The organism is Alteromonas sp. ABM1_013, from assembly GCF_056160505.1.
Window position 1 is genome coordinate 322,537 of record NZ_JBSWXH010000001.1, and the last position, 12,679, is coordinate 335,215.

General features: G+C 45.2%; 10 protein-coding genes and 1 riboswitch. Of the genes, 4 read left to right on the forward strand and 6 right to left on the reverse strand.

Annotated features, from left to right (window positions below; all coding sequences use genetic code 11):
* Nucleotides 1–54: 54 nt before the first annotated feature.
* From ACXAGK_RS01415 to ccoG, 4 genes are all read right to left on the reverse strand, one after another.
* Nucleotides 55–687: a thiol:disulfide interchange protein DsbA/DsbL gene (locus tag ACXAGK_RS01415; protein ID WP_474808742.1), complete on the reverse strand. Its 633-nt coding sequence runs from the start codon at nucleotides 685–687 to the stop codon at nucleotides 55–57.
* Between the two features lie 363 nt (nucleotides 688–1,050).
* Entirely contained in the window at nucleotides 1,051–2,973 is a 1,923-nt protein-coding gene (locus ACXAGK_RS01420; protein ID WP_474853615.1) for a TonB-dependent receptor plug domain-containing protein, read from the reverse strand.
* Between the two features lie 91 nt (nucleotides 2,974–3,064).
* A riboswitch (cobalamin riboswitch) is annotated at nucleotides 3,065–3,328 on the reverse strand.
* Nucleotides 3,329–3,432: 104 nt separating this feature from the next.
* Nucleotides 3,433–4,416, reverse strand: coding sequence for a serine/threonine protein kinase (locus tag ACXAGK_RS01425; protein ID WP_474853617.1), 984 nt, complete (start codon nucleotides 4,414–4,416; stop codon nucleotides 3,433–3,435).
* Nucleotides 4,413–5,843 (reverse strand): cytochrome c oxidase accessory protein CcoG, encoded by a 1,431-nt coding sequence (gene ccoG, locus ACXAGK_RS01430; protein ID WP_474853618.1) that lies wholly within the window; start codon nucleotides 5,841–5,843, stop codon nucleotides 4,413–4,415. The genes ACXAGK_RS01425 and ccoG overlap by 4 nt, the downstream gene beginning before the upstream one ends.
* Nucleotides 5,844–6,324: 481 nt before the next feature.
* Between ccoG and ACXAGK_RS01435 the strand changes: the two genes are divergently transcribed.
* Nucleotides 6,325–6,690 carry a hypothetical protein gene (locus ACXAGK_RS01435; RefSeq protein ID WP_474808734.1) on the forward strand — a complete coding sequence of 122 codons (366 nt, stop codon included), beginning with the start codon at nucleotides 6,325–6,327 and terminating at the stop codon, nucleotides 6,688–6,690.
* A 118-nt stretch (nucleotides 6,691–6,808) separates the two neighbouring features.
* Complete coding sequence (locus ACXAGK_RS01440) at nucleotides 6,809–7,354, forward strand: DUF3016 domain-containing protein (protein ID WP_179982362.1); 546 nt, start codon at nucleotides 6,809–6,811, stop codon at nucleotides 7,352–7,354.
* A gap of 95 nt (nucleotides 7,355–7,449) precedes the next feature.
* On the opposite strand, the gene ACXAGK_RS01445 is transcribed toward ACXAGK_RS01440, so the two are convergent.
* Nucleotides 7,450–9,210 carry an acyl-CoA dehydrogenase family protein gene (locus ACXAGK_RS01445; protein ID WP_474853621.1) on the reverse strand — a complete coding sequence of 587 codons (1,761 nt, stop codon included), beginning with the start codon at nucleotides 9,208–9,210 and terminating at the stop codon, nucleotides 7,450–7,452.
* Between the two features lie 276 nt (nucleotides 9,211–9,486).
* On the opposite strand from ACXAGK_RS01445, the gene ACXAGK_RS01450 reads away from it, so the two are divergent.
* Entirely contained in the window at nucleotides 9,487–10,278 is a 792-nt protein-coding gene (locus ACXAGK_RS01450; RefSeq protein ID WP_474853623.1) for an SDR family NAD(P)-dependent oxidoreductase, read from the forward strand.
* Nucleotides 10,279–10,430: 152 nt separating this feature from the next.
* Complete coding sequence (locus tag ACXAGK_RS01455) at nucleotides 10,431–11,306, forward strand: amidohydrolase family protein (RefSeq protein ID WP_474853624.1); 876 nt, start codon at nucleotides 10,431–10,433, stop codon at nucleotides 11,304–11,306.
* A 159-nt stretch (nucleotides 11,307–11,465) separates the two neighbouring features.
* Here ACXAGK_RS01455 and ACXAGK_RS01460 read toward each other — a convergent pair whose 3' ends face one another.
* Nucleotides 11,466–12,650, reverse strand: coding sequence for a mandelate racemase/muconate lactonizing enzyme family protein (locus tag ACXAGK_RS01460; RefSeq protein ID WP_179982367.1), 1,185 nt, complete (start codon nucleotides 12,648–12,650; stop codon nucleotides 11,466–11,468).
* Between the last annotated feature and the right edge of the window lie 29 nt (nucleotides 12,651–12,679).

Sequence of the window (12,679 nt, forward strand, 5' to 3'; positions counted from 1 at the left end):
GGGCGCAAGAGCGCCCATTTCATAATTAAAGGTGTTATTGGTTGTTAAACCAAATTACTTCTGCTCTGACAACCACACGATAAGGTCAGCGATGTCATCGTATGACATATCAGCGGTAAACGTTGGCTGATATTTACCGTTAATAATAAAGCTAGGTACACCTGTTAGGTGCTCACGGTACTCATCAATTTGCTGTTGGTTTTTGCGCACCATGCTATTAACGCCGAAGCTCTTAGCCATTTTATCGAATTCTGCACCGTCTATGCCATTAACCACGAAGATGTTGCGAAGGTCTTTCAGCCCTGTGATAGACGCGCGCTGTTTATGAATGTAGTTAAAGATAGCACCGTTCATTGCATCTTCTTGCTTCATTGCGCGGGCAATTAGCATAGCTTTAGTCGCATCGTCCTGAACTTCTGGGCCGGTGAAGCGCATAAAGTTTACGTGTACTTTATTGAACTTAGTACCGTCGCTTTTCTTTTCTTTAATTTGTGCAACGATTGGCTCGAACTGGAAGCAGTGAGGGCACCAAAACGAGAAGTACTCAGTAATTACGGGTTTATCTGTGGCTTCTTTATCAAGCACTTTAAAGTGCGTGCCTTCTTTCCATTTAGACGCTGGCTCTTGAGCGCAAGCTGTTAATGGCAAAAGCATTGCCATGACAAACATTACTGCAAACTTTTTCATGGATTATGATCCTGTATTAAAAAAACGATTATCGATGTTGAGATTATCACAGGCTTGTTTGCTTAACTAGGACCTGTTTCGCAACAAAGTCTTAGTACGCGATGGGGTTAACATTACCTGCGATGGGATAAGCGATTGTCGCAGAATAAACCTCTTACCATGAATAGAATATGAATAGCATTTACTGATACGGCTAGAGTAGGGGGAGATAAAAAAATGTGCCGAAGTTTAAGCCTGCGGCAAAGAAGGGCGATGATAAGTAGAAGTAAAAGCTACAATAATAAAATAGACGCCAAACTATTGAACGAAAAACGGCTACACCACTGTGTAGCCGATTGAATTGCTAGGCTTGGCCTAAATTAACTACATAGTATAGTTAACAGAAAGCAGTGCTCTTCGCTCCTGCCCCGCATAACCTACAATATCTTCATAGTCGGTATCGAATGCATTGTCGACTTTCAACGATACCTGCCACTGACTGTCGATTTGATAACCTACGTTAACGGTAGCAAGGGTATAAGCTGAAAGCGCTAACCTTTGAGACGACTCAGGGAATGGTGGGAAGAAAGTGTCGTAACGGCTTCCGGTGTAGGCCAGCTTGGTGTAAAAGCTGAACTTTTCTGTACCAAAGTCAGTGGTATAAGTTATCGAGCCTTGATGGCGAGCACGACGTAACTCTGTGCTTGTGATACCACTGTCAGTTTGCTCAGCGTCTAGGTAGCTGTAGGCGGCGGTAAGGTCCCCATAGCCACTGTCCCAGTTTAGCTCTACATCAATCCCTTCCCGAGAACTTTCACCATCGATATTATCCGCACTGAACGCACCTAAGTCAGAAACATAAACAAAGCCGTTAATTTCGTCTTCAAGATCGGTGGTATAGGTACTGATTTGACCAGAAAGCGATTGCCAGTTGGCTTTAACACCTACTTCCCACTCTTCACTGGTTTCAGGCTCTAGGTTAGGGTTTCCGATGAAGCTTGCAGGGAAATAACCAAAGCGTTCAGTAAAGGTTGGTGTTTTAACAGCTCTACCATAGCTTGTGAAAACAGCGTAGTGGTCGTTAAGTTGCCATGTCAAACCGCCGCGATAACTTACGGCATTGTCGAACTCACTATTATTGTCGAACCTTGCGCTTAATGTTGCCGTTAGCGACTCGGTAAACTGACTGTTTGTTTCTGCAAATACGCTGTAGGTGTTGTCGTGTTGTTTTTGGTTAGGATCGCCAAATACAATAGGGCCGCGCTGGTCAAAAAGGCGCTGTAGATATTCAACGCCGCCTGCAAAATCCCAATTGTCGATGGTGTAAAAACCGGTCCAGTTTAACTCAATACGTTCACCCGTGGTGCCGCCTGTATCAGTACCCGATTCAGTATTATCGTTTTCATCTTTACGATAGTGTGCACTTAATGCCGAACGGTAGCCTGTGTTTTCAGGGGCAAATTCCCATCTTAATTTCGCACTAACTTGTGTGCCATCTGTTACGTTATCTGTATCAGCGGGAAGGCCGGTTATTACAAAGTCAGTACCGTCATAGTCATTTTCATATTGAACAGTACGTAAATTCGCGATGAAGGTGTGCTCGGTGGTGGCGGCATAATTGAGGTTTATGCCAGCAGTCATATTGTCATAGCCATCGTCTTCGTTACCAACGCGAGATACGTTATCGCCGTCAGTTCGAATATAGCTCGCGTAGGCAGACACTCCCACGTCATCGCTCTGTGAGCGCGCATTCATGCTGCCCTGAAGGGTACCTTGAGAGCCAATGCCAGCTGAAAAATCTACGTGAGAAACATTGTCGGCAAACTGGCCAGATTTAGTGGTAATGCTCAGTACACCACCAATTGCACCGCTACCCCACCTCGCACTTTGCGGGCCGCGAAGTAGCTCAATGCGCACTACGTTGGCGCTAGTAAGATGAGCAAGGTCAACAAGACTCCCTTGGCCTACATCGTTGGCAACAACACCATCAATTAAAACAAGTAGATGGTTGGTTTCACCGCCGCGCACGCGCAGCTCTGTTAAGCCACCAGGACTGCCTGACTGAGACAAGCTAACGCCCGGTAGGCCGCGAATTAGTTCGGTAAGTTGAAGTGCGCCCGAAGCTTTAATGTCGCTTTCAGTCAGCACCGATACTGAGCCAGGCAGTTTAGTTAGCGAAATAGGTAAACGGGTGCCGGTGACGGTTAGCGTTTCAATATCTTGGTTTGAAGTTTGCGCGAAGGCAGATGTGCTTAAGCACGAAATAACTGCAGCGCTAAGGGCTGCTTTAGTAAAATGTGTACGCATGGTTTTTATATTATCTTTGATGCGCTCCACCCGAGCACATGATGAGTGAAAGTGCACGTTGTTACTTATTCTTTTGAATAGGAGCAAAAAACGACACCATGAAGTACAGGCCGGTATCCGGGCTTACTCGCCAATACCGATAAGGTAATGGCTCTTTTGCCTTCCCATCTAGTGGCGTCTGATTGCGCTGAAGCGCGTTGACGTATAAAAGACAGTGGCGAATGAAAAGAAAACGACAATGCGTTGAGTTTACCGTTGCGGGGGCAGCATCAGCTTTTCACTGATTTCCCGTTTAACTATTGTCACAGTAGTAGTTATGGAGCGCGACAAAAGCACCTACACAGCGCGATTATATAGAACTTAAAAAGTGATAGCGAATACGGTTTCTTATAAGTTACGCTTTTTCGATTTGTATAAAAATATCGAAAAAGCGCTTTGATAAGTGATGTAAAAGTTGAATCAGTAACCTAGTTTCAACGGGGGCTCTTGGAGTGCAGATAGCTGTTCTTTAAGGGCAAGTATTTGGCCTTCCCAATATTTGTCTTCAGCAAACCATGGGAACGCACGAGGAAACGCAGGGTCTTCCCACCGACGAGAAAGCCACGCCATGTAATGCACCATGCGCATTGCTCTAAGCGGTTCGATAAGCGCTAACTGAGCCGTATCGAATTCGTGAAATTCTTCGTAGGCCTCTACTAGGGTATCTAGCTGCAAAAGCTGCTGTTGGCGGTCGCCACTTAACATCATCCATAAGTCTTGAATAGCGGGTCCCATACGGCAGTCATCTAAGTCAACGAAGGTTGGACCGTCGCGCCATAGTATATTGCCTGGGTGGCAGTCACCGTGTAAACGAATATTCGATGTTGGCTTATACGCTTGTTGGGTGGCCTCAATAACTGGATTGAGTATGGCAAAAAAGGCCGTCTTCAAATGCTCGGGTAGCAGTGTGCTTTGTAACAGAACCTGTTTGGGCTCATCAAGGTAACTTTCAATGTCAATTGAGGGGCGATCTGCAAACTCTTTAGCTGACGCAACGCGATGGATACGACCAATAAAACGCCCCATCCATTCGAGCTGATCAAGGTTGTCGTTTTCAAATTGTCTACCGCCTACCGAAGGGAATAGCGTAAATCGATAGTCAGTCTCTGCCACCGTATGATGATGGAGTGTTTTACCGTTTAAAGCTAAAGGTGCAGCCAATGGGATTTCGTTATCCATGAGTTCTGCGGCGAACTCATGCTCTTCAAGAATTTGCGCATCTGTCCATCGACCTGGGCGATAGAATTTTGCCACATAGCGCTGACCGTCTTCAGCCAAAAATTGATAAACGCGGTTTTCATAGCTGTTGAGCGCTAGCAGGCCGCTTTGAAGAAAAATGCCCTGACTTTCCAGGGCATCTAATATGGTGTCTGGGCTAAGCCCAGAAAAAGAAAAATCTGTCATCGATAAAGGAACTTCGTTGGTTCATCAACCGTAACCGTTTCCCCATCAATAGTGGTGGTTACACTGATAAAAATATCGGTAACCGTATCTTCCAGATTATAAGCGTCCGTTGCAACAGAAATCGGCGTACTGTAAACCGCACCACCTTTAACTGTTACTTCTTGCTCGCCTATGTATTCGTAGTCAGGAAGACCTTTTACAGCAATAGTATACGTTTGCTCTTGCTGGGTTTTGTTGAGCACTTTTATGGTATATACGTTTTCAATAAGCCCTTCATTGGTCTCGCGGTACAGTGAGTTTCTGTCGCGGATGATGTCGACTTCAGTTGGGCTGCGTGTCCAAATATTGGCGAATAACAAACCCGTCATCACCAGAAGAACGACAAAGTAACCAATTAGCTTAGGACGAAAAACGTGAGTCTTGCCGCCCGCAAGTTCTTCCTCTGAGGTAAAGCTTATCAAGCCTTTGGGGTAGCCCATTTTATCCATTACGCCATTACAGGCATCAACACAGGCACCGCAGTTGATGCATTCGTATTGAAGGCCGTTGCGAATATCAATACCGGTAGGGCAGACTTGAACACATAAATTACAGTCAATGCAGTCACCTAAGCCTTTTTCCTGCACCTGTTCGTGACTGAGCTTTCGAGGGCGTGGGCCGCGCTGTTCGCCGCGTTTTGCATCGTAAGATACGGTAAATGTATCTTTGTCGAACATGGCAGATTGGAATCGTGCATAAGGGCAAATGTGGGTACACATGATTTCACGCATGTAGCCTGCATTCCCGTAGGTACAAACTGCAAAGAAAATAACAGAAAACCCTGCCCAGAAACTGGTATCGAATGTGACGAAATCAACAAACAGAGCATCAATTGGCGTGAAGTAGCCGACAAAGGTTAGCGCAGTTAATAGGGCTACCAATACCCAAGCGGTATGCTTCGCCGTTTTACGCAAAAATTTATCTGCATCCATTTTACGCGCATCTAGCGCTATACGCTTGTTACGCGGGCCTTCGAACTTCTCTTCAAACCATGTGTATATGTATACCCATGTCGTCTGCGGGCACATAAAGCCACACCACACTCTACCTGCGAAGGTGGTGACGAAAAATAATGCAAAAGCAGAAACAATGAATATATAGGCCAGTAAGGTAAGGTCTTGAGGCCACAAAGTAAGAGAAAAAATAGTAAAACGCTGTTCGCCAATATCAAGCAGTACGGCCTGATGGCCGTTGTACTGAATCCATGGAATGATGGCAAAAAGGGCTAAAAAGAAAAGACCGAAGAAACGTCTAAACGTTTCCAAGGGGCCCTGCACGGCGCGCACATAAATACGGCTACGGGAGTCGTGACGTTTACCCTCTGTGGCTCCTTTGGGTTTATGTACTTTTACCGGTGTTACGTTTTTGACCGGTATTTGTTCATTCATAGCTTAACCTTATGTGACGTAACAAACTGCTTGTGCAGTATAACCGCGTTCAACACGTCATATTTAATATAGATCAATAATGCGGCGTATGGTCTACCTTTTTAAACTTTCAGTCAATACTGAAAGTTCAGAAAATAATGCTGGTGGCTTGTTATTTTTCTTTTGCATTATGTCATTTTGTAAATTTCTACATACAGCGACATGGCTAATGAGCGTAAAATTGAATAAATGGTTAGCCCTAAAAAGTGTCGGTCGAAAAAGTATACAAGTTATACCTTAGTATAAACTATCGTGTTTACAGTAAGTTAGATAACACACTACCATGCAGCGCAATTATGTGGCCAATAAGTGTCCAAATCATGTACAGTGAACCTTGTTGTAATACAAATTAGCAAAGCATTTATTAAGTATATTGTTGGTGAAAAGCGCACAAAGTAGGCGCTATTTGTTGTAAACCCCTATCAAAGTTAGCTGAGAAGTTATGTTACGGTTCTTTATTATCGCTGCGGAAATTATTGTTTTGGTAATAGTGCTGCGCTCTCCTTTTGTCCAGTATTTATTTGAAGATATTCAAAACTCTGTCTCTGACTGGCTGGTGTCCATTGCCACCCTTCCAGAGCGAAAAGAGTTACGTAGTTTGCAAGATAAAATAAATATTGAACTAAGCCCTTTGAAACCTTACCAGCAAAGCTACGTTAAACTAATTACCGCCGATGCTGCAAGCGTAAAACGCTTTCACCACACCTATTGTGAAAACGATGATATAAACCCTAATTTTACGGGAACTAAACGCGCAAAACTGTGCCTAATCATTAAGCAGTCGCCGGTTATGCAAGTTTCAAAGTGACATTAGCTTTTTGAGTAAGAAAAAGTTAAATCTAAAACTTTTCTAAGGTTTTTTTGATTAATAACTTTCTCAACGCTTGCTAACTTAAGGTTAAACGACTGAATTTAGGAGCATGAAAGTGAATAAATTACGTACTTTTTCTTGTTTAAGTTGCGCCGCAGCCGTAGGGGCTCTAGTTGTTTTTGCGCCAACCCAAGCCGCTGAGGTAGAGATAACATGGGAAGAGCCAGAATCTTACAGCGATGTCAGGCCAGCCAATGAATCTCGTAAACGCTTTCGTGAGCGAACTTTAAAAGACTTAGAAGAACACATTACAGAATTAGCTAGCGACCTGCCCGAATCACAGGTACTGTCGATGACGGTGACAAACGTTGATTTGGCTGGTCAAGTTTGGCCGAGCCAGTTTGTAGGTTTTGGCAGCGGGGCTGGCAGCGATGTGCGAATAATTAAACGCATAGATATTCCAAGAATGACGTTTAGTTACTCGCTATCTAATTCTGATGGTCAGGTCATTTTAAGTGGTGAGGATGTGAAGCTTAAAGACATGGACTTTATGGAGTCGAATATTCGTCACAACCGCACCGAGTCGTTATCGTACGAGAAAGCCATGCTCAACGACTGGTTTGCTGATACGTTCTCCACGCAAGTCGCGGCAAACGATTAATACACTTTTTTAAAAAGGTAATAAAAAAGGTCACGTGTAGTGACCTTTTTTGTGTTTTTAGTCCAAGTTTGTTGGGCTAAGAAAGCGTATGTTGCTTACAGGTAATCAAACTCATTGCCCGAAATAGCGAGTGTGCTTTCAGGGCCTGCTTTGTAAGCGGCTTTATGTGCGTCACGGCGTACTAAGATACGTTCCATATAGAAGTCACGTGTCTTCATCTTCGAAGCGGCAAGTACCATATTGCCCGATGCCTGAGCTTTATCAGCCATGCTGTACCAAAGTACACCAATCAATGAATAGGCGCTGTATGCCAAGTAATCGCAGGCAGCTGCTGCAGCGGTAGTTGCATCCATACCTAAACAATCGGCTGAAGATGCACGCCAATCATCAAGAATACCTTGAGCGAGACCTTTCGCTTCACTGTCTTGAATGTCGCTAACTAATGCACTAAACGCTTTATAAGTAGCTTCCATCATTTGTCCGCCATCGCGGGTAAGCTTACGGCCGATAAGGTCTAGGGCCTGTATACCGTTCGTTCCTTCGTACAGCATTGCAATGCGCACATCGCGCATAAGTTGTTCCATGCCCCACTCACGAATAAAACCGTGACCACCGAATACCTGTACACCTAGGCTAGTCGTTTCAAGGCCCATATCGGTCATAAAGGCTTTACAGATAGGCGTTAAAAACTGAAGTATTTTGTCGGCATCTTCTTTTTCTTGGCCCTCACCAAGCTTTTCTACGTCCATAAATTTAGCGTAGAAAAGTGAAAGTGCACGGCAACCTTCAATCAATGATTTTTGTGTAAGTAGCATACGCGCTACGTCAGGTTGAAATACGATTGGGTCTGCTTTGCCCTCTGGGTTTTGGATACCCTGTGGTGCGCGAGACTGCACACGTTCGCGTGCGTAGGTTAGCGCGCCCTGGTACGAGGCTTCTGCCGCACCTAAGCCTTGCAGGCCTACTTGGAACCGGGCGTCGTTCATCATAGTGAACATGCATGCTAAACCTTGGTTTTCTTCACCGACAAGGTAGCCTGTTGCGCCGTCGAAGTTCATGACACAGGTTGGGCTCGCTTTGATCCCCATTTTGTGTTCAATGCTTCCTACTGAAAGGCTGTTCGCCTCACCTGGCTCATTGCTAGCATCTGGAAGGAATTTAGGCACTAAAAACAGGCTTATACCTTTAACACCTTTTGGTGCGTCAGGAAGGCGAGCTAGCACAAGGTGAATAACGTTCGAGCTCCAGTCTTGATCACCAGCAGTAATAAATATCTTGTTACCGGTTACTTTGTAGCTACCGTCGCCTTGTGGCTCAGCTTTAGTGCTAAGCAAGCTCAAATCGGTTCCCGCGTGAGGCTCGGTCAGGTTCATGGTACCTGTCCACTCACCGCTGATTAGCTTAGCAAGGTAGATATCTTTCAATTCTTTACTGGCGTGCTTAGTAACCGCAAGCGTGGCGCTTTCGGTAAGCATAGTGGTTAAGCGCCAGCTTAAGTTCGCCGCGTTTAACATTTCGTGAACAGGCACCGCCATAGTGTACGGCAAGTCTTGCCCGTCGTACTCGGCAGTGCCTAGCATTGCGTTCCAGCCGTTAGCAACATATTCCTGATAAGCATCTGCAAAGCCTTTAGGTGTGGTAATTTTACCGTCTTCAAGCTTACAGCCTTCCTCATCGCCCTCACGGTTAAGAGGGGCAACCACATCCAAGGCAAACTTTGCGCCTTGCGCAATAATTTCATTGGCTAGTTCGCTATCAAAGTCGCTGATACCGAGCTTTTCGTAGTGAGCATCAAGTCCAAGCCAGTCTTTTAATAAGAACTGAAAATCAGTTGTAGGGGCGTGGTACAGAGGCATGGATGACTCCTTTTTCAAACAAGTGTTTTAATTTCGCCTATTATAGTCACAAAAAGCGTAGTCCGAATAGTCCGTTAAAGGAAAGTTAATAATAAATTTGGATGATGTGGTAATGAGAGCAGCTCATTAAAATGCTGGTGATGATGTCTCGTGTGTCACTGTTAATATAGAATGGTGAACACAAATGCTTAGCTTGCTTGCAATTCACATTCTCACTGGCATGCTTAGCCTACATTGAAATAATACATACGCACCAGCAACACGGTACATAAAGTCATGAATTCAGATAGCGCGAAGAAAAACCTTGAGCATAGTAGTAATGAAGCGCAGGCCCCGGTTTGTATAGTCACGGGGGGAAGCTTGGGTATCGGTTTTGCGGTATGCAAGTTGTTTAGCGAAAATGGCTATCAAGTGGTTAACTTAGATATAAGAGACTTTGAGCAAGCGGTGCCTAACGCTATTTGGAAGCCTTGTGATGTAAGCGTGGTAAGTAACATTAAGGCTGCAATCGATGAAGTTATGACGGCTTATCAACGCATAGACGCGTTAGTGTGTAATGCTGGTATCCACGTGTCTGCAACTATTGAGGGTACCGACGAAGCCTTACTTGATAGGGTACTTAGCCTGAACGTTAAAGGCGCCTATGGCGCAATTAAATCTTGCTTGCCGACGATGAAAAAGCAGGGTAGTGGAGCCATTGTGGTGATGGGATCTGATCAGTCGTTTGTAGGAAAGCGAAACTCCTTTGCCTACGGGGTAAGTAAAGGTGCGCTGGCGTCTATTGCAAAAACCACGGCACTTGATTATGCCCCATACAACATTCGCGTGAACGCGGTATGTCCAGGCACCATTGAAACACCTTTATTCCATAACGCGATTGACAATTATGTAGCTCGCTCAGGCGAAATTAAAAGTGAAGTGGTAGCCGAAGAAGCTGCAGCTCAGCCCATTGGGCGGTTAGGTCAGCCAGAGGATGTTGCGGAACTGACCTATTTTTTATGTAGCGATAAGGCGTCTTTCATCACGGGAAGTTTGTACGCTGTGGATGGAGGCTATACGGCACAATAGAAAGGGCGCGATAAATAGAGTTCAACACAAGCGGCGCAAAAAGAGGCACAGAAGGCGCAGCTCACTAGTGAGAGCGAAATAGGAACACAGCAAGTAGGTGATGTAAAAAACGCCACAGTTAACCGTACAAACTTTGGGTTAAAGAATAAAAAATGATTCAGCATTCACAAAGGTGGGTAGACCCTCATATTCATCTTTTTGCTTTAGATGAAGGGCAGTACGATTGGCTAAAACCCACTAATGCGCCTTTTTGGGCTGATAAGAAAAATATTGCCAAAAATACCACAGAGGCGATGCTTCATCGGGCTTCTCTAGGACAGCTTTATGGGTTTGTGCATATTGAAGCTGGCTACGATAACAGTAGACCGTGGAGAGAAATTGCCTTTCTAGAGCGTCATTGTACGCTGCCATTTCGCTCGGTTGGTTGCATAGATTTAGCTGGCTATAGTGTAGGCAGTCATATTGACAAGCTAGAACTTTACCCCTCTGTACGTGGACTTCGCCATATTTTAGATGACGACGCTGCAACGCTTTTGCGCGCCCCTAAAGTAAAATGGGCGATTAGTCACATGGCTTCTAAAGGCTTGTCTTTTGATGCTCAGTTAAATATTGCGGATACTAACGCCGTAGTTGCATTACTTAATGTGTTAGAACAAAACCCAGCTTTGAAAGTAGCAATCAACCACGCCGCTATTGCGCCACTTGATATAAATAGCTTTGCGTTTAGAACATGGCGGCAGAATATCCGCGACTTGAATGAAACCGGGCAGGTTGCGTTTAAGTTTTCAGGGTTAGAAATGCAAGAGCGGAGGTGGCACTGGCAGCGAGCCAACTATATTTTTGAAACCTTATTGAACACAGTTGGCACAAATCAGGTCATGTTTGCGAGCAACTTCCCGTTGTGCCAGTGGCGAATGCCTTATGCAGCGCTTTGGCGAGGGTTCTCGAATATGATAACGCCGCTTTCTGAAACTCAAAAAGCGGCGCTGTTATCTATAAACGCTAAGCAATGGTATGACATCGCTTAAGCGCTAACCTGAAACAAGCCTCGTGGCTTATTCCGGCGTTCTTAAACTGCACAGGTATCTTTTATAAATACCTAGCACAAACACCTTACGCAGATACCTTACACAGGTGCTTTGCGTAGGGACCGTGAAGGCTTACAAGCGTGCCTGTATGTCACGTTGCTATTTAAGTTCCGTTACTGTCATGTGTGGCGAGCGGTAAACCACCTCATCGTTTAGGTCGATACCAATTCCCGGTGTGTCGGGCGCTTCTATAAAGCCGTTAACTGGCTGAGGGTCCTGAATACAAAGCTCACGGTTCCAGTCTTTGATGGCATAGGTGTGATGCTCGTGAATTAAAAAGTTTGGAATAGCCGTTTCTAGATGCAGACTTGCCGCCGTAGCAACTGGGCCGCCGCAAACGTGAGCCTGAATGCGAACGTCGTAAATGTCGGCATAGTCGCATACCTTTTTCGCTTCTGTGAATCCACCGCAAAGGCCAACGTCAGGTTGAAGTACATCAAGAGACTGGTCTTCAAGGTACGGGCGTACGTCCCAGCGGTGATACAAGCGTTCACCGCCCGCAATCGGCACGTTGACGTTCTTCGCCACTTTGTCGTGAAGTTTAGAGTTAAGGTAATTAACCGGCTCTTCATAATACAAGCAGCCAATTTCTTCTACGATATCGCCGAGCTGAATGGCCGTTGATGCACCTAACAAGCTGTGACATTCAAAGATAATGTCGCCATCTTCGCCCATGGTGTCTCTAATTGCCTGAAGGCGAGCTTTGAAAAGTTTAAGCTCGGGCTTAGTAAACAGCTTAGTTCTGTCAAAGTGAGTGTTGCCATCTTTATCGTAAACGATGGGATCAACTTTCACGGCGTCGTAACCGTCTTTCAGGGCTTTTTCAGTAGCGCGAGCATAATCTGCTGGGTCATTAAGTTTGGTGACTTCTTTATCCCAGTCAAACTGTAGCTGGCTGGCATAGCTGCGGAGCTTGCCATTTGTTTTACCACCAAGTAGTTCGTAAACAGGTAAGCCAAGTGCTTTGCCTTTAATATCCCAAAGCGCGGTATCAATGGCGCTCATTGCGGCATAAATTACCGGGCCGCCGCCTAGTCCCCAAAAGCCTTCGCGCAGCATTCTCGACCAAAGAAGCTCAGTATGGAAAGGGTTAAAGCCAATTAGCATGGCTTCGGCAATTTCCTTAATCATATGCGCTGCGGCGCTGTGACCCCAGTCATAAGCAAGCCCTGCTTCACCTACGCCAGTAATGCCTTCATCGGTATAAACACGCACAAAAACAGGGTTCCACTGCGGGCGTTTAGGGCATTCGATATCAAAAATTTCTACTTTGGTGACTTTCATGTGTTAAAACAATTCCTGTTTAAAAATGA